General features: G+C 63.4%; 17 protein-coding genes. 9 read left to right on the forward strand and 8 right to left on the reverse strand.

The features are described 5' to 3' along the window. Nucleotides 1–95 precede the first annotated feature (95 nt). The gene (locus tag OUZ30_RS13425) at nucleotides 96–578 is read left to right on the forward strand and encodes a YajQ family cyclic di-GMP-binding protein (RefSeq protein WP_266182806.1); all 483 of its coding nucleotides are present in this window, start codon (nucleotides 96–98) and stop codon (nucleotides 576–578) included. Between the two features lie 45 nt (nucleotides 579–623). Here OUZ30_RS13425 and OUZ30_RS13430 read toward each other — a convergent pair whose 3' ends face one another. Both OUZ30_RS13430 and OUZ30_RS13435 read right to left on the reverse strand, forming a co-directional pair. Next, a complete protein-coding gene (locus OUZ30_RS13430) occupies nucleotides 624–1,322 on the reverse strand; it encodes a DUF1345 domain-containing protein (protein ID WP_266182807.1) in 699 nt (232 codons plus the stop codon). 173 nt (nucleotides 1,323–1,495) lie between these two features. Next, on the reverse strand, nucleotides 1,496–1,771 hold the full coding sequence (locus OUZ30_RS13435; protein WP_266182808.1) for a GNAT family N-acetyltransferase: 276 nt from the start codon (nucleotides 1,769–1,771) through the stop codon (nucleotides 1,496–1,498). 154 nt (nucleotides 1,772–1,925) lie between these two features. Here OUZ30_RS13435 and OUZ30_RS13440 point away from each other — a divergent pair, with 154 nt between their 5' ends. Together OUZ30_RS13440 and OUZ30_RS13445 are read left to right on the forward strand one after the other, a co-directional pair. After that, entirely contained in the window at nucleotides 1,926–2,351 is a 426-nt protein-coding gene (locus tag OUZ30_RS13440) for an OsmC family protein (RefSeq protein WP_266182809.1), read from the forward strand. A gap of 117 nt (nucleotides 2,352–2,468) precedes the next feature. Then, nucleotides 2,469–3,311: an intradiol ring-cleavage dioxygenase gene (locus OUZ30_RS13445; protein WP_266182810.1), complete on the forward strand. Its 843-nt coding sequence runs from the start codon at nucleotides 2,469–2,471 to the stop codon at nucleotides 3,309–3,311. Nucleotides 3,312–3,319: 8 nt separating this feature from the next. Here the strand turns inward: OUZ30_RS13445 and OUZ30_RS13450 are convergent, their stop codons facing one another. Further along, nucleotides 3,320–4,405 carry a 3-deoxy-7-phosphoheptulonate synthase gene (locus OUZ30_RS13450; protein ID WP_266182811.1) on the reverse strand — a complete coding sequence of 362 codons (1,086 nt, stop codon included), beginning with the start codon at nucleotides 4,403–4,405 and terminating at the stop codon, nucleotides 3,320–3,322. A 243-nt stretch (nucleotides 4,406–4,648) separates the two neighbouring features. On the opposite strand from OUZ30_RS13450, the gene OUZ30_RS13455 reads away from it, so the two are divergent. The 3 genes from OUZ30_RS13455 to OUZ30_RS13465 all read left to right on the forward strand — a co-directional run bounded on the left by OUZ30_RS13455 (nucleotide 4,649) and on the right by OUZ30_RS13465 (nucleotide 8,642). Beyond that, nucleotides 4,649–5,572: an oxygenase MpaB family protein gene (locus tag OUZ30_RS13455; protein ID WP_266182812.1), complete on the forward strand. Its 924-nt coding sequence runs from the start codon at nucleotides 4,649–4,651 to the stop codon at nucleotides 5,570–5,572. A gap of 169 nt (nucleotides 5,573–5,741) precedes the next feature. Beyond that, nucleotides 5,742–7,571, forward strand: a complete 1,830-nt coding sequence (locus OUZ30_RS13460; protein WP_266183181.1) for a 3'-5' exonuclease — start codon at nucleotides 5,742–5,744, stop codon at nucleotides 7,569–7,571. A gap of 246 nt (nucleotides 7,572–7,817) precedes the next feature. Beyond that, a complete protein-coding gene (locus OUZ30_RS13465) occupies nucleotides 7,818–8,642 on the forward strand; it encodes an SH3 domain-containing protein (protein ID WP_266182813.1) in 825 nt (274 codons plus the stop codon). Between the two features lie 69 nt (nucleotides 8,643–8,711). Here the strand turns inward: OUZ30_RS13465 and OUZ30_RS13470 are convergent, their stop codons facing one another. Further along, on the reverse strand, nucleotides 8,712–9,155 hold the full coding sequence (locus OUZ30_RS13470; protein ID WP_266183182.1) for a hypothetical protein: 444 nt from the start codon (nucleotides 9,153–9,155) through the stop codon (nucleotides 8,712–8,714). Between the two features lie 122 nt (nucleotides 9,156–9,277). Between OUZ30_RS13470 and trxC the strand changes: the two genes are divergently transcribed. Further along, on the forward strand, nucleotides 9,278–9,715 hold the full coding sequence (trxC, locus tag OUZ30_RS13475) for a thioredoxin TrxC (RefSeq protein ID WP_266182814.1): 438 nt from the start codon (nucleotides 9,278–9,280) through the stop codon (nucleotides 9,713–9,715). Here the strand turns inward: trxC and OUZ30_RS13480 are convergent. Then, nucleotides 9,712–11,271: a protein adenylyltransferase SelO gene (locus tag OUZ30_RS13480; protein WP_266182815.1), complete on the reverse strand. Its 1,560-nt coding sequence runs from the start codon at nucleotides 11,269–11,271 to the stop codon at nucleotides 9,712–9,714. The genes trxC and OUZ30_RS13480 overlap by 4 nt on opposite strands. Before the next feature lie 239 nt (nucleotides 11,272–11,510). Here OUZ30_RS13480 and OUZ30_RS13485 point away from each other — a divergent pair, with 239 nt between their 5' ends. Beyond that, a complete protein-coding gene (locus OUZ30_RS13485; RefSeq protein WP_266182816.1) occupies nucleotides 11,511–11,711 on the forward strand; it encodes a hypothetical protein in 201 nt (66 codons plus the stop codon). 7 nt (nucleotides 11,712–11,718) lie between these two features. On the opposite strand, the gene OUZ30_RS13490 is transcribed toward OUZ30_RS13485, so the two are convergent. From OUZ30_RS13490 to OUZ30_RS13500, 3 genes are all read right to left on the reverse strand, one after another. Further along, nucleotides 11,719–12,435, reverse strand: coding sequence for a pseudouridine synthase (locus OUZ30_RS13490; RefSeq protein ID WP_266182817.1), 717 nt, complete (start codon nucleotides 12,433–12,435; stop codon nucleotides 11,719–11,721). After that, a complete protein-coding gene (locus tag OUZ30_RS13495) occupies nucleotides 12,432–13,499 on the reverse strand; it encodes a class I SAM-dependent methyltransferase (RefSeq protein ID WP_266183183.1) in 1,068 nt (355 codons plus the stop codon). The genes OUZ30_RS13490 and OUZ30_RS13495 overlap by 4 nt, the downstream gene beginning before the upstream one ends. Before the next feature lie 64 nt (nucleotides 13,500–13,563). Then, complete coding sequence (locus tag OUZ30_RS13500; protein ID WP_266182818.1) at nucleotides 13,564–14,442, reverse strand: pseudouridine synthase; 879 nt, start codon at nucleotides 14,440–14,442, stop codon at nucleotides 13,564–13,566. A 243-nt stretch (nucleotides 14,443–14,685) separates the two neighbouring features. Between OUZ30_RS13500 and OUZ30_RS13505 the strand changes: the two genes are divergently transcribed. Continuing rightward, nucleotides 14,686–16,680, forward strand: coding sequence for a S1 family peptidase (locus OUZ30_RS13505; RefSeq protein ID WP_266182819.1), 1,995 nt, complete (start codon nucleotides 14,686–14,688; stop codon nucleotides 16,678–16,680). Nucleotides 16,681–17,290: the final 610 nt, after the last annotated feature.

Genomic DNA, 17,290 nt, shown 5'->3' on the forward strand with positions numbered 1-17,290 from the left:
ATCACCCAATCCTCTTGCACAAGTCGTGCATTATCCGACAGCCGGCGCCACATCGCTTACACTGCATGGTCTTCACTGTTCACCGAGCCGCCATCATGCCTTCCTTTGACGTGATTTCCGAAGTCGACAAGCACGAGCTGACCAATGCCCTGGACCAGGCCAACCGAGAGCTGGCCAGTCGTTTCGATTTCAAGGGCACCGACGCCAAGTTCGAGTTGGACCAGTTCGTGATCACCCAGAGCGCCCCCAGCGAGTTCCAGCTGGAGCAGATGCTGGACATCCTGCGCGGTCGACTGACCTCGCGAAAGATCGATATTCGCGCGCTCGACGTTGCAGACCCGGATACCAACCTGGGTGGCGCCCGCCAGAAGATCACGGTCAAGCAGGGTATCGAACAGGCCGTGGCCAAGAAGCTCGTGGCCAGCCTGAAGGAAGCCAAGCTCAAGGTCGAAGCGCAGATCAATGGCGACAAGCTGCGCGTCACCGGCAAGAAGCGCGACGACTTGCAACTGGCCATGGCCGTGCTACGCAAGGCCGACGTCGAGCTGCCTTTGCAGTTCGACAATTTTCGCGACTGAGCGCTGCAGGTTATGCGCCCCGGCACACCCGGGGCGAAAGACGGGCTAGGCGGCCAAGCCTGCCGCGATATTCACGCTGATGGCAATAATAAATACATTGAAGAAGAACGCCATCACGCTGTGTAGCAGGGCCACGCGACGCAGGTAGCGACTGGTGATCTGCACGTCCGAAACCTGGAATGTCATGCCAATCACGATGGCGAAATAAGCAAAATCCCAATAGTCCGGCTGTTGGGTCCCTGGAAATTCCAGCCCTTCGTGCTTTTTCCCGTAGTCACCATAGAAGCCATGGGCGTAATGCATGGCGAACATGGAATTCATGAACAGCCATGACAGCACGATGCTGGCTGCGGCGACCAGTAATGCCTCGGCGCCACCACTACGGGCCGCATGCAGCTCCGTGGTCAGCGCCAGTGCCACGATGCCGGTGAGCGCCAGGCCACCCCACAGCACGCCCCAGCGCCCCGCATCCTGCGCCTTCGCCTGATGTCGCATCTGATCAATCGTCGTGCACTGGTTGAAGAGCACTGCAAGCGCGCTCAGATAAACCAGCGCCCCCACATCGAAGCCCAGTAGCAGTGCGGTGAAGGGCGGCAGATGAAAGCCGTTCCACAGCGCCAGTCCGACTGCGAGGAAGATGACGCCGGCAATCGCCAACCGTGGACGCCCCCGCAGGATGCGCAAGGGTCGCCAACGGTGACCCGCGACATCGTTCTCGTTGTGTTTGTCGATCGGGGCGTTCATGCACCAACCCCTGCTGCGGTCGAACGGCTCATTACCAAGACAGTCTCTCCCTGACCCGGCTTTCGGGCATCACGCATCTTAATTCCGTTTTCGGTGCGGTGCCGCGGCAGCAGGCTCCCGTGGAGCGCCTTGCCAGCCAGGTTCAGGACACGGGGATGGGGTGACCGCGTACTTCAGACATGAAGATCCGCGTACTCCGGATGGCGCGTCATCCAGATCTCCGAATAGGAGCAAGCAGGGTCGACCTTCCAGTGCTCTGCACGCGCCTTGTCCAACGCGGTGCGCACGAGATTCGAGGCAATGCCGCGACCACCCACCGCCGACGGCACGATGGTATGCGTTATCGTCATGACGCCATCCAAGAGCGTGTAATCGAGCACGCATGGAATGCCGTCGACCTTGACCTCGAAACGATGCTCTCTCGGGTTGTGATTGATCTCGGCGAACATGAAACGCTTCCGTGGATGGAACATGGGCGCGCAAGATTAAAGCATCCGTTGGCGAATCCGGCGTGAAGGTATCGACATCCGGCTTTCGCGTTTCGTGCATGACGATTTCGGCAAACTTCCACCGACATCCGTGACCCACGGCGAGGAAACGATCATGAAAAAAGCGGCTTCCGCCTCCTGGTCGGGCGGTCTGAAGGATGGCAAAGGCACGGTGTCGACGGATACGGGCGTACTGCGCGATGCGCCTTACGGGTTTCGTTCGCGATTCGAAGACGGCCCCGGCACCAACCCCGAAGAATTGCTGGGTGCGGCACATGCAGGTTGCTACACCATGGCACTCGCCGCGGGTCTCGAACAGGCAGGCTTTGCAGCGACGCGCATTGACACCAAGGCGGTGGTTACGCTGGATAAAGATGGCGATGGATTTTCCATCACCACCGTCGACCTGACGAATCGAACCAAGGCACCCGGTATCGACGCCGCCGCGTTCGACAAGATCGCCAAGGCCACCAAGGAAGCTTGCCCGGTGTCCAAGGTATTGAAGGCAAAGATCACGCTCGACGCGCAGCTGGAAAGCTAGGGATGCCCCTGGCGGCTGGAATACGCATCGCCTTGTCATCCCATCCGCCTTGAGCCGCGTTGTCTGGTGCTGCCATGTGCCCCCGCATGGCATGCCTTCCACGCGAGCGCTTTCCCGATGACCGTCCTGAATCGACGTCGTTTCGTGCAATTCTGCCTCGGCGGTATCGCCGTACTGCCTTGGTCGCGCATGGTGCGCGCGCTGCCCGACGGACGACCGGCGTGCCGACTGAGTGCGGAGCAGACGGAAGGCCCCTACTACCTCGATCGCGCGCTGTTTCGGCAGGACGTCACCGAAGGCAGATCCGGCCTGCCACTCACGCTTCGTTTCGAGGTGGTCGATAGCCGCACCTGTCGTCCACTCAGTGGTACCGCGCTGGAAGTGTGGCATTGCGATGCGCAGGGCGAATATTCCGGATTTACCGGCCATGGCGAACCGGGAGGCCCCGGCATGGGAGCGCCGCCTGGACCGCCACCGTCAGGCCGACCGCCGGGTCCACCACCAGGCGCCGATGGCCACATGGGCATGGGTACTCATCCGCCGAAGAGCGTGACGACCGACGAGCTCACCTTTCTTCGCGGTGTACAGGTTGCCGATGCACGCGGCGCGGTGACGTTCCACACGATTTTCCCTGGCTACTACATGGGGCGCTGCAACCACATCCACATGAAACTGCATGTCGGTGGCGAACTGACGGATGGCCATTACCGCGGTGGCCACGTCGTGCACACCGGCCAGCTGTTCTTCGAAGAGCAGGCCAGCATCGCCGCGATGGAAAACGCGCCCTACCAGCGGCACGGCATCGCCCGAACCACGCTGCAGGAAGACAACGTCTATACCACGCAGCACGGCGAACAATCGATCGCCGCCTTGACGCCTGCCCATGCAGGGAACGCGCAAGTCGCACGACTGACGCTTACCATCGATCCGGAAAACACGTCGCGCGAAGGCTGGGGCTGACCGGTCAGTCAGACACGTACAGCCAGCTTGCGCGGCGCGAATGCCGCGCGACGTGCACGCACGCCCTCCGCCAAACGCTCAAGCACGGTGAGCGACGTGTCCCAATCGATGCAACCATCGGTAATGCTCTGCCCGTAGCGCAGCAACTGCCCGGGCACAAGGTCCTGGCGCCCACCGAGCAGGTGGCTCTCCACCATCACGCCGACGATGCGCTGCTCGCCATGGGCGAGCTGGGCTGCGATATCAGCCACCACCGCGGGCTGGTTTTCCGGCCGCTTACCGCTGTTGGCATGACTGGCGTCGATCATCACCCGCACGCCCAAGCCCGCGCGCGCCATGACGGCACAAGCCGCATCGACACTGACGGCGTCGTAATTCGGGGCGCTGCCGCCGCGCAGGATGACGTGGCAATCCTCATTGCCCGTGGTGGCGGCAATGGCGGTCTGGCCATCCTTGGTGACCGCCAGGAAATGATGCGGCTGCGACGCCGCCTGCACCGCATCAACGGCGATCTTGACATTGCCATCGGTGCCGTTCTTGAAACCCACCGGACAGGAAAGCCCCGAGGCCAGCTCACGGTGCACCTGGCTTTCTGTCGTGCGCGCGCCAATCGCGCCCCACGCCACCAGGTCCGCGATGTACTGGGGCGTGATCATGTCCAGGAACTCGCAACCGGCCGGTACGCCGAGTTCGTTGATGTCGCGCAGGAGGCCTCGCGCCAGCCGCAGGCCTTTGTCGATGTGAAAGCTGCCATCCAGGTCCGGATCATTGATCAGTCCTTTCCAGCCCACCGTGGTACGCGGCTTCTCGAAGTACACGCGCATCACGATCTCCAGTTCGTCGGCGTAGCGATCGCGCTGGGTGGCAAGGCGCCTTGCATAGTCGATGGCCGCGGTCGTGTCGTGAATCGAGCATGGACCCATCACCACGGCGAGGCGGTCGTCGTCCCCGGCCAGAATGCCATGCAGCGACTGGCGGGAAGCAGCGACGGTGTTGGCGGCGCGGCCCGTCAGCGCGCAATCGCGCATGACCTCAGCGGGCGTGCTGAGCGTGGTAAGGGCACGGATGCGCAAATCGTCGGTGGGCTGGTTCACGGTGTTCTCCTGGAGGATCCCACTCGCGGCCCAAAAAAAAGCCGCCAGTAGTGGGCTGGCGGCATGTTCGGGAATGGTGTCTTGTCGTTACGACAGTCGCGCCCAACCCTCCGCCAGCGGCATCGGATAGCCGTGATACCAAAAATACTGGCGGGCGGAGGTGGTCGTCATGGGCGATAGAGATAACACAGCGATTTGTCGCGTGCAAAAGATGCATTTGCAACTACACGCTAAACTTGGGCCATGCCCTCGCCCTGGACATTGCTGGCCCTGCCGGCCCGAGAACCCATCCGCCGCTGGGTGCTGAGCGCCTTTCCGCGTGGCGGCGGAGGTCACGTCGATTACGATCATCCGCACGGCGACCCTGGCCTGTTCGGCCCGCACAGCGCCACTTGGCGCGTGCATGCGGATTTTCCGGGCATGCTTGCGGGTGGCCTCGCCGCGCTGATGTTGCAGACCCTGCACCCCTTGGCACTGGCCGGCGTATGGGACCACTCGAATTTCCGCGACGACCTGATCGGACGCTTGCGCCGTACCACGTCTTTCGTCAGCGGCACCACGTATGCGCCCCGCGATCAAACGGCTGCACTGATCGCGCGCGTCAGAACCATCCACGGACAGGTTCGAGGCATCGCCGAAGATGGACGTCCATACTCCGCCGACGACCCTCACCTGCTGACCTGGGTGCACGTGACCGAGGCCTATAGCTTCCTGCAGGGCTATCGGCGATACAGCCACATTAACTTGCCGGCCGGTGCCGCCGATCGCTACTACGACGAGGTGCGACGTGTCGCCGAAGCGCTGGGCGCGCGTGATGTGCCGGCGTCGGAGGCCCAGGTCAACCACTACTTCAGGCGAGTCCGACCCGATCTGCATTTCAGCGGGCGCTCGCGCGAAGTGCTGGACGTATTGTCGCGCGTGCGTCTGCCGGTGCCTATCGCCGGCCTGTCACGTGACGTGTTCCTCCAGGCGGGCGCTGCCCTGTTGCCATCGTGGGCGGAGACCCTGCTGCAGCGCTCGCCGTTGCAGCGCGCTCAGGCGCGGCTCGCGGCGCGCGCGCTTTGGTCGGTGTCGCCCATCTTCCGGGCCGCCCTGCACGATGGCATTGCCAGCCGCGCATGCGCGCGCGTGGGCGTCCCTGCCGAGGGGCTGCAACGCTGGGACTAGGCCCCGCACGAGCGAAGCCTTGCGATTGACAGGCCGCGCCGATCGGCTAACGTCGCCCGGATCGGAACGTCAGGGGGGCGGAAGAGCTCCTGGCGCAGGCCACGCAAAGGCATCAGGAAGACTCTCATTGGCGACGCTCATTCCCACCCGCAACAGCTGTCTGGCGCAGATGACCAGCGGCGAGAAACGTCTTTCGGAGCGGCTGGAACATAAGCTCGAAGACGATTACCTGCTCTGGTACGACGTAGCCGTCGGCCCCAGCCAGCGCCGCCCCGACTTCATCGTGTTCCATCCACGCCGTGGCCTGTTGGTGCTGGAGGTCAAGGACTGGAAGCCGGGTACCATCCAGCAGGCCGACCGCACCCAGTTCACCCTGCTTGCCGGGAACAGCAGCGTGAAGGAGCACAACCCGCTGATGCAGGCGCGCGACTACGCCAACGAGATCTGCAAGGTGCTGCAGCGCGACCCTGCGCTGCGTCACCCGCCTGGCCACACATACGAGGGCAAGCTGCTGATGCCCTGGGGCTACGGCCTGGTGCTGGCCAATATCAGCCGCAAGCAATTCGAGGCGGGACAGCTTGAGACAGTGATTCCCGCGCACCTGGTGATCTGCCAGGACGAGATGTACGAAGCGGTGGAGCCCGAGGCATTCCAGGAGCGGCTGTGGGCGATGTTCCCGCAGATCTTCCCTACGGCCCTGACCTTGCCGCAGATCGACCGCGTGCGCTGGCACCTGTTTCCGGACATTCGCGTGGAGCTTGGCGAGGGCCAGTTCGGCCTGTTCGCGCAGGGTGACCGCAGCAGTGCGAAGACACTCGAGATCCCCGACCTGGTCAAGGTCATGGATGCGCAGCAGGAACTGCTGGCGCGCTCACTTGGCGACGAGCACCGCATCATTCATGGCGTGGCCGGTTCGGGCAAGACCATGATCCTCGGCTTTCGCGCGATGCAACTGGCGCGCGCCCTGTCCAAGCCGATCCTGGTGCTTTGCTACAACAAGACGTTGGCGGCACGGCTGGACCAGCTGATGGGCGAGCGCGGCCTCAGCGACAAGGTGCAGGTCTACAACTTCCACAAGTGGTGCCGCAGCATGCTCACGGCCTACCACGTGCCGCTGCCGGCGGACGGGCCGCACTACGCCGAGGAACTACCGCCGGCGGTGATTGCCGGCGTCGACAGCGGACAGATTCCGCGCTTTCAGTATGGTGCCGTGCTGATCGACGAAGGCCATGATTTCGAGCCGGACTGGTACAAGCTGATCGTGCAGATGATCGACCCCCAGACCAATTCGCTGCTGGTGCTGTACGACGATGCGCAAAACATCTACGGCCAGGCCAGCCGCAAGAAGCTCAGCTGGAAGAGCCTCGGCGTGCAGGCGCAGGGCCGCACCACCATCTTGAAGCTCAACTATCGCAACACGCTGGAGATCCTTTCGGTGGCACGCGGCTTTGCCAACGAACTCTTGCTCGGGCGTGCAGAAGAGGACGACGGCGTACCGCTGATCGCACCCGAAAGCGCAGGGCGTCGCGGCGCGCTGCCGGAGCTGATCCGTGTGGAACGCATGGAAGACCAGCTGCCAGCGATCATCCAACGACTGCGTGACGAACACGCAGGCGGGCGTCGCCTGTCCGACATGGCGGTGATTTTCCGCAATGGCTGGGAGGGTGAGAAGCTGCATGAGGCCTTGCAGCGCGCGCAGATACCCAGCCGCCTCGCGGAGGGCAACGGCAAGAGTTCGCTGTTCGTGGTCGACGACACGGTGAAACTGGTGACGATGCACTCCAGCAAAGGGCTGGAATTTCCGTTGGTGATCATCCCCGGTCTGGGTTCGCTCCCGAAGCCCGGCAAGGACGAGGTCGACGAAGCACGTCTGCTCTATGTCGCCATGACCCGCGCAACCGAGCGGCTGGTGCTGATCCACCATGAAGACTCCATCTTCAGTCAGCGCATTCGCCACTCCATCAACGAGGTGCAGGGACAGTTGGCCGAAATCGCGTGAAACGGGCCGCATGATGGCCTCCAACGCACCGGCGTGCAGCGTCTGGCCCGTGCCTGTGACGGCACCGAAGCCTTGCCATGTGGCGCCGTGCCGTTGCGGCGCTGAATGACCTGTCCAGCCTTGGCAACAGCGCAAGACGGCGCGCTGAACAGCTAGCTAATCGCGCGCAGCAAACGCGCCGTTTGCATTGACGTCGACTCCGCCGGCGGCGCAGTCTCCTGCTTGCGTCTACCCGGAGATGCGTCGATGAAGCGATTCGTCTGCACTGTCTTGCTGTCGCTAGGCGTGGCCACTCCCGCCTTCGCGCAAATATTGAACGGTGTACTCACCGCTTACACCGATCTGTACGCAGGACCGGATCCGGGCTACCCCACCATCGCGCAATTGCCCGCCGGGACCAGTGTCGCCGTGCAGGGATGCACCGCGGGCTGGGGATGGTGCGACGTCATCACCATGGGCATGCGTGGCTGGGTGCCCGGCACCTTTGTGCAGTACTTCTATCAGAGCCAGCCGGTGATCATCGCTGACTATGGTGCGCAGATCGGCATTCCGATCGTCGCGTTCGCGATCGGCTCGTATTGGGGCAGTTACTACCGGGACCGGCCGTTCTATCGAAATCGCGACTATTGGTACGGCCGCCCCTACCCGACCCGACCGCCACCGCGCCCACCGGGTTACCTGCCGGGCTATCGCCCGCCGGGCCCGGTCGCCTATCCGCCCGGGCCGGCTTATCGGCCGCCGCTCGGTCAGGCGCCGCGACCGCCGAATCCTGGCGCGCGTCCGCCGCCCATCGCCACGCAGCCGCCGCACCAGGGCCGCCCACCACACAACCAGGGCAACCGGCCACCGGCGAATCCTGGGCAACCGCCTCCAGGCGGCAGCCGCCCGCCGCCGAACCAGGGCAACCGGCCGCCCAGCCAGGGCAATCGACCACCGACGAATCCTGGACAGCCGCCCCCAGGTGGCAGCCGCCCGCCACCTAACCAGGGCAACCGGCCGCCCGGCGATAACCACGCGCCCCGACCGCAACCACGACCCGCGCCAAGCAATAACGGCGGCAGCGGCCCATAAGCAAAGCGGGGATGCCGTCCGCCGCCGCGACTCCCCCGCCGTGGCCTATCCAACGCCATCTCAGGACGCCTATGAAGGCCACCACCCTCGTCCACTTTGCGCATAGCGGTCTGCCGAGCGTTCGAACGGATTGCGCGCGCTTACGCCACCGCAGAGCAGGTACACCGGAAGAAACAGCGGGCCCAGCAGCATGAACTGGTAGACATGCGCTCGCTCGTGGTCAGCCAGCGAAATAACGGCTTCACGGCGCTCGCCCGCGCGATGCGCGTAGGTATAGCAGGGACTATCCAGCTCATCGCTCGTGTAAAGAATCACGTTGCCCAGGGTCAAGGCGCCGCCAGCACCGCGCCATGGCATGCGACGAAACGCGAGCGCCAACTCACGACCGCGCCACTGCAAGCGCGCCCCAAACGGGAGGCAGACCACGCCAACCAGCAAGCCCAGCAAGGTGTTGGGCAAGGTCCAGCACGCTCCCAGCAATGCCACCACACAGCGGATGGCTGGAGCATGCATCGGCTTGCGCTTGCCGCATTTTTTGCCGCGTGCATTCATTGTGGGCCGCCCATGCACACCTTGTTTCGACACCGCGCCAGCACCATTTGATGTGCCAGTGAGTTTCGGACCTGGAGTCCATCGTGTCCAACGTACTGAGTGTCCCATGCCCTCATTGCAGCGCCCTCAATCGTGTTCCCGACGAGCGGCTTGGCGAGCACCCCGCGTGCGGCCGATGCAAGCAACCGTTGTTCGAGGGCAAACCGATCGAACTGAGCACCGCCAACTTCGATGCCGTGGCCGGTCGTGGCGACGTGCCCGTGGTGGTGGATTTCTGGGCGCCATGGTGCGGCCCGTGTCGCGGCTTTGCTCCCGTCTTTGCCGAGGCAGCACGCAAGCTTGAACCGCAGCTGCGGATGGCGAAGGTGGATACTGACGCGCAACCTGCCCTGGCCGCGCGTTTTGGTATACGCAGCATCCCCACCTTGTTGGTGTTACGCGACGGACGCGAGGTCGCGCGACAAGCCGGTGCACTCAGTGCATCGCAGTTGGGGCAGTTCCTCGATGGCGCGCTTCGTTAGGAACTGCACGACAGCATCGAGCAGCCTGCTTTCTGACGCGCCCAATCCGGGCGCTTCTGGGCATAACGCTCCCGGCCTGGCTGTTCGTCGTAGGGGCGGCGCATGACATCCAGCAATTCGCGGACGCCGTCGTAATCACCTTCCGTGGCGCGATCGATGGCTTCCTGCGCGAGGTAATTGCGCAGCACGTAGCGCGGATTGGCGTTCTGCATGCGCGTGCGGCGCTGCTCAAGCGACAACGGGTCGGCGGCGACGCGCGCTGCATAGCGCGCCAGCCACGCGAGAAACGCGGGCTCCGCATCGCTTCGTTTCACCTCGTCGTAGAACGCTTCCCGCAGCGGCACGAGTGATGGCGCCTGCATATCGATATCGCCCAGTGCACGAAAGAATAGCGTCATGTCGACCTCCGCGTCGCTCAGCAGCACATGCAACGCACGCATCAGCTCGACGTCGTCATCACGGCATTCGGCCAGGCCCAGCTTCGCGGCAATCGACTCACGATCCGCGGCGGCGTAGGTCACCGCATAGCGATCCAATCCTGCCTGCAACATCTCCACGCCTTCGAATAGCGGCGCCAGCGCCATCGCCAGGCGGCTCAGGTTCCACCACGCCACATTCGGTTGCTGGCCAAAACGATAGCGGCGACGGCCTGCATCCGTCGTATTGGGCGTCCATTCCGGATCGAAATTGTCGACCCAGCCGTACGGGCCGTAATCGATGGTGAGTCCGAGGATGGACATGTTGTCGGTGTTCATCACACCATGCACAAAACCTACGCGCATCCAGTGCGCCACCATCACCGCCGTGCGCTCGCATATCTGGCCGAACCACTCGGCGTACAGCGCCTGCCCCTGGCCTTGCAGTTCGGGGAAATCGCGGCGAATGGTGAAGTCCACCAATTGCCGCAACAGTTCGATTTCACCGCGCGCTGCGGGCAGCTCAAAGTTGCCGAAACGAATAAACGACGGTGCCACGCGGCAGACGATGGCGCCGGGCTCTTCCTCCGGATGGCCGTCGTAGAACATGTCGCGCACGACGGCGTCTCCGGTAACGATAAGGCTCAAAGCCCGTGTGGTCGGCACGCCGAGGTGATGCATCGCCTCGCTGCAGAGGAATTCGCGAATGGAGGAGCGCAAGACAGCGCGACCATCGGCACCTCGCGAATACGGCGTGCGACCGGCGCCTTTCAGCTGCAACTCCCAACGCATTCCGTGCGCGTCGAGGACTTCGCCCAGCGAGATCGCGCGTCCGTCGCCCAGCTGATCGGCCCAGACCCCGAACTGATGGCCGCCGTAGTTCGCGGCATAGGGTTGCATGCCTTCCAACAACGCATTGCCACCGAATACGGCTGCAAAATCCGCGCTGGCGATATCAGGCTCACTCAGACCCAGCGTCCGCGCCATCTCCTGTGAATAGGCCACGACACGCGGTGACACGACTGGCGTCGGATCGACGCGCGAGTACAGCGCTCCCAGCACCTGTCGCTGACGCGCTCCCGTTTCCGGGTCGCCAGGAAGTTCACGAGTGAAAGCATTGTCGAAACGCAAATGATGCATGTGCCGCCCAATTCCCGCGATGTGAAGCGTCGTGCTCTGATGTTTGGCTAGGGTTCGTTTGATGCAAGACCTGTCGTGAAATATGCCAGGGACGTCGCGTCTTCACTTTTGTGAACGGCGCATGCCGCGCTGCAATATGCAGCTGCCCTCGTTCAGTTACCGTTGGCATTTGTATATGACGGGTGAAGATGGTTAGAGTGCATTCACGCGGCTACACAGGGGTAGCCGGGAGTCTGACTATGCACATGCTTCTTGCCCGTTCCGCCTTTGAGCGCGGAATGCAGCTGGTAGCAGGGATGCTCCCCCACCGGGACACGCAGGATGCGAGGATTTCTCAAGACCACGATTCCGGCCATTTTCAGTTGGTGTCCTGGCAGCCTGGCGCCCACTCGCGCCGGGAAGACGAACTGGCCCGCCGCCGCGAGTATCTGACCGGCTGAGTCGCGCTCAACCGGTCGATGTCGGCCCCGCGAAAATCGTTGCCACATCGCCCTCGTCCAGCGCACGCCACTTGCCTGCCGGAAGATCACCGAGCGTGAGACCGCCTACCGAAATTCGCGTTAGCGTTTCCACGTGATTGCCGACGGCAGCGAACATGCGGCGTACCTGGTGATAGCGTCCCTCGGTCAGGGTCAGGCGCACATGGCGCGGCGACAACACCTCCAGCATCGCTGGCTCCAACGGCTCCTTTTCCGACTCCAGCATCATGCTGCCGCTGGCGAACAATTCGCCCTCGTTGCCACCCAGATCCTGTGCGAGCGTGGCTTCATACACTTTCGCCACCCGCGACTTCGGCGAGATGATCCGATGCAGCAGCGCGCCGTCATCGGTGAACAGAAGCAGGCCGGACGTGTCGCGATCAAGCCGACCCACGGTTGAGAGTGCCGGATCGCGCACCCGATAGCGTGGCGGCAGCAAGTCATAAACCACGCGCCCCTGATCCTTGCGCGAGCAGGTGGCTCCCAGTGGTTTGTTCATGATCAGGATCAGGCCCGCAGGCGGATCGAGCGGTTCGTCGTCGACGCGGATGTGCTCATGCGGCACCTTGTCATCGGCGTACAACACGTCGCCATCGGGATCGGTGATGCGTCCTTCGCGAAACATCAGCGCGACGTCCTTGCGGCTGCCATAACCGAGATTGGCGATCAGCTTGACCAATTTCATGCGCGTACTCCGCGTGCTTCGATCACCTTGAAACCTTCCTGCGTTGTCACCGTACGTACTTCGGTAAAGCGTGCGGCCAGCGTGGCCTCATAGGGCAGATGGCGATTGGCCACCAGCCACAGGCGTCCGTGCGGCAACAACGCGGCGGCCGCCGTATCGATAAACGCGCGCCCCAGTTCGGGCAGGTCGGCGCGGCCTTGATGGAACGGTGGATTGCTGACGATGACGTCGTAACGATGAGGCAGTCCCTGCGTCACGTCATGCCAATGGATGGCGAACGTTACTGGCCTGCCGCACGCACGCTGGCCGTCTTCCAGATTGAATCGTGCCGGCTCCAGCGCGCGTCGTTCCGCTTCGTACAGGTCGATGCCCGTTACGCCTGCACAACGTGCCAGCACCTGGGTGGCGAGATAGCCGTAGCCCGCGCCAAGATCCGCCAGCCTCCCGGAAAGATCGGCTGGCAAGTGCGCTGCCAACAAGGCTGAAGCGGGGTCGACGCGATCCCAGGCGAACAGGCCCGGGCGGCTGATATAACCGGCGGCGTTGCGTCGCGGGGCATCGAGCGCAGACCATTCGTCGAGGAGCTGCGAACCAGCCGCATCGCCCAAGGGCGAAGTCCAGAACACGCGGCATTTATGCTTGGAGATCACCTGCAGCGAGCCGGCCAGGCGAGCGAGGTCCGCTTCGCCCGACCTGGCCCCCTCGGTATTGGGCATCGCCGCGAGCACCACCCCACCCGGAGCGGCACGGCGCATGGCCTGTGCGAACAGCGCGCGCGCCTCGTCGCGTTGCCGCGGCGGCAACACCAGCACCAAGGGGTAACGTTCGTCGCTATCGGGCGCACCCAGCTTCAGCCCGCTGCGTTCCAGCGCATCGGCGAACGGCTTGAAGCTCTGCTCGCAGACCCAGCCCGGACGCGCCATCTCGCGCAGACGGAAGCCATCTCGCGCGCGCATGAATAACGCGCGCCCGTCCGCCGGCAGGCTCAGCAGCCCCGTCTCAAACGGAACGAACAAAGCCTCCAGCGCCGCATCGGGAGCAGCAGCGGAGAACACGGCAGCCATCACGCAGGGAATATCCAGCTCATCGGTAGTAGCGCATTTTAGCTGGCCGCCAGGCCAAACGCCTTCACTCAAGTGAAAGCAGCTCGCGCTCGCTGTTGAACTGACGCCGTTTGCCGCTCAGCGGATCAACAAAGGAGAGCGCCTGGGCCAGCAGTTGCAGCGGGTGCGCATAATCGTCCGCCGCCTGCTCCGTCAGCCCCGGGTAGAACGTGTCGTGCCGAATCGGCGCACCCAAGCCGCTCATATGCACGCGCAGCTGGTGCTTCTTGCCGGTGACCGGCTGCAGCGCATAGAGCCAGTGGTGGCCGGCGCGATCCACTACATCGATTCGCGTCTCGCTATTGGCTTCGCCCTCCACCTCCTGCATCCGGAAGAACGGCTCGCCGGCAACGATGCGCGAGCGCCGAACGTGAGGGAACGCCAGTTGCGGCAAGGCAGGTGCCCAGGCGCGGTACTGCTTTTCGATGCGTCGCTCGCGAAACAACGCCTGGTAGGCAGAGCGGCTGGCCGGATCGGCGGAAAACATCACCAGCCCCGCCGTATGCCGGTCGATACGATGCAACGGCACCAGATCGGGGTTGTCGAGCGTGCGAATGAGCCGGGCCAGTACTGTTTCCTGAACAAAACCGCCCGCTGGCGTGACCGGAAGAAAATGCGGCTTGTCGACCACGACCAGGTGCGCGTCGACATGCAGCAAGGTCTCGTGGAAGGGAATGGGCGCCTCGTCCAGCACCTCGCGGAAGTAACGCACGCAAAGGCCGGCACGGTACGGCGCATCCACCTGCAGGGCGCGGCCCTCCTCATCCTGCACCCGCCCCCGCTCAAACCGGTCCAGCCAATGTGCGCGTGGGATTTGCGCAAACTGTGCACATAAGCCATCGAGCACCGTCGACCAGGGTCCGGGCGGCAGATGGAACGTGCTGGCGGCGATCGAACGGGACATGCGGGCTCCACCAAGAAGGCTCCAGCTTATAGCCTGTCGCCCGCTTTTTTGCGCAGCGTGGCGTGGCCGGTCACCGACTCATTCGAGGCAACGTCCTGGCAGCTGCATCCACCCGTTTCCCCAGCCAGAACCTTCGCTACACTTCCCATCGAATGGGCGCAGGCCCGGGGATGGCGCCCCCAAGGCGTCACGGATATGCGACTGGGGCGGGACATGGAAAAACGGGTAGGCAGCGCTCGGAAAATGCTTTTCCCGCATCGGCTGGCGTCGCGGCCCACGGTGGCCTGGCTTGCCTGGCTGGCCCTATGGGTCGCCCCAGCGGTCGGCGCGGCGACGCTCGACCCGGCGGTACTGCCCAGGGTGCAGGCAGCGACGTTCGAGGTCGTGGTACCCAAGCCGGTCAACGACACGCTCACCTACGAAAAGCCATTGCCGTTGGACCAGCTGCCGTTCCAGTTGCGCAACGACAAGTACTACTCCGTGGGCACGGCGTTTGCCGTAGGTGACAACCGCTATGTCACCGCCGGCCACGTACTGGCGATAGGCATCAGCAACCTGATGGGCGAACCGGCCGTGCGTGATGCCAGCGGCAACGTCTACGCCATCGACAAGATCACGCGCTACTCGCTGCAGGAAGACTTTGTCGAGTTCACGCTGAAGAACGCGCCGAAGATCGCGCCGCTGGAAGTGAATACGCAGCCCGCCATGAACGATGTCGTCTACGCCGTCGGCAATGCGCTGGGTACCGGCATCGTGATTCGTGATGGCTTGTATACCTCGCAGACGCCCGAAGAGGAAAACGGTCGCTGGAAATGGATGCGCTTCTCTGCCGCGGCATCACCCGGCAACAGCGGCGGCCCTCTACTCGACAAGGATGGCAAGGTCATCGGCGTCGTGCTGATGAAATCGCCCGACGAGAATCTCAACTACGCCTTGCCCATCGACATGGTGCTGAAGGCACCGGCCGATCTCGCCGTCGCGGACACGCGCCAGCTGTACCAGCTGGACGCCATCGACGACAAACACTCGGGTACGTTCAAGGCGCAGTTCCCGCTGCCCAAGAGCTTCGCGGATTTCAGCGCGACGTTTCAGAAGCTGTACGACGCTTACGTCGACCAACAGCTGCACGACCTGTTGGCGGAGAACGCCGACACGATGTTCCCGAAAGGCTCGGGTTCCAGCCGCATGCTGCATGGCAACTCCACTCTCAACCCGTTCCCGACCTTGCTTCATCGCAACAGCAGCGGCACCTGGGTGGCCACCAGCACCAGCGAAAGCAAGGGCACGCTCCCGCACAACGGCTACGTGTCCAAGGCGGTCGTCGGCAATCAGCTGATGTTCCATCTACGCAAGCCTGATGACGTGTCGAGCAAGCAGCTCTATAGCGATCCCAAGCTGGTCATGGATCTCTTGCTCAAGGGCGCGCCGCTGCAACGCCGCGTGGGTCCGGAGCAGGTCAAGGTGACATCGCTGGGCAAGCCCACCGAGGAACAGACGTTTACGGATGCCTACCAGCGCCACTGGCAGGTACGTGTCTGGCCGATGGCCTATGACAACTCCAAGCTCATCGCCTTCATGCTTCCGGTTCCCGATGGCTACGCCGCGATGGTTCGCGTCGTCACGGCAAAGTCCGCGCATGAAGAGATGGGCGACCTCAAGGCCCTCACCAACTTCTTCTACGTCGCCTACAGCGGCACGCTGGCGCAGTGGAAGGAGTATCTCGCCAATACCGAACTGCTGCCGGCGGTGCTGTCAGATATCGCGATCCACTTCGACTACGACAACGACTTCCGCTATCAATCCAAGCGCATAAATTTCTCCTATACGCCCGCGCTGCAGAAGATCGACAAGGACAGCCAGCTGGTGCTGGGCATGTCCTACTTCGAAGACCACGGCAAGGTCGTGTGGGATGTTTCCAACGTCACGGTTAAATCCAATATCGACAATGCCGAGAAGATCACGGTCAACCGCCACATTGCACCGTCCGACGACCTGGACGACAGCTACCGCAACTACTGGGGCAAGGTGCTTCGTCGCAGTCACCCGGACGATGGCGTGCCGTACAGCGAAAACGATATGACCTTCATCGGCACGGTGGGCGGCACGCCGGTGTCGGCGGATGCCAAGCCCGAGGTGCTGTATACGGCGTTCTATGGGGTGGATGGACCTCGGCCGGAAGACGCCATGAAGGGCAAGCTCAATCTGCTGCTGGAGAAGCTGCAGATCAATGAGCATTGAGGCGTCGTCGGGTTGATGGACAGCGGGCCCGACCGAGTGGTTACATCGGTCGGGCTTGTACGAGTACCTGGTGATTCTCCATGACCAAATGTCTGGCTAAGCGCAAAACGCCGCCGCTTCCCTCACCGTCATCCCCGCGAACCGCCGTCAACGCCCCTCACCGTCATCCCGGCGAACCGCCCTCAACTCCCTCACCGTCATCCCCGCGAAAGCGGGAGGCGCTTTACAACAGCGAAGCTGGTCATCCAGCGCCTTTCGCTCTGTCTTGACGTGGCCGCGACCTGGCTCGCCTGCCGCGGGCTTCCGTCCTCCTGCCGGAGGCCGGTTTACTTCTCTTTGCGTGGCCACCCGCGTGCAGGAGCACGCGTGAACGGCGAAGCCGGCCCGAAGGGCGGAGGGCAGGATGCCCGGAGTAAAGAGAAGTAACCAAGAGAAAGGCCACCCCGATGGCGCGCCTTCCGGGCTGCGCCCTCCAGGTGCGCGGGTGGGTTACGGAGGTTTGTCGACAGGGCCTCCTGCCCTGACGCCAAGCTGGCCGGCATCCCTGCCGGCCACCCTGCGGGCTTTTTCCTCCACCCACCCGCCGCGCCATAGGGGACCGGAGAGCGGT

The sequence above is a fragment of the Dyella humicola genome, assembly GCF_026283945.1.
GTDB lineage: Bacteria > Pseudomonadota > Gammaproteobacteria > Xanthomonadales > Rhodanobacteraceae > Dyella > Dyella humicola.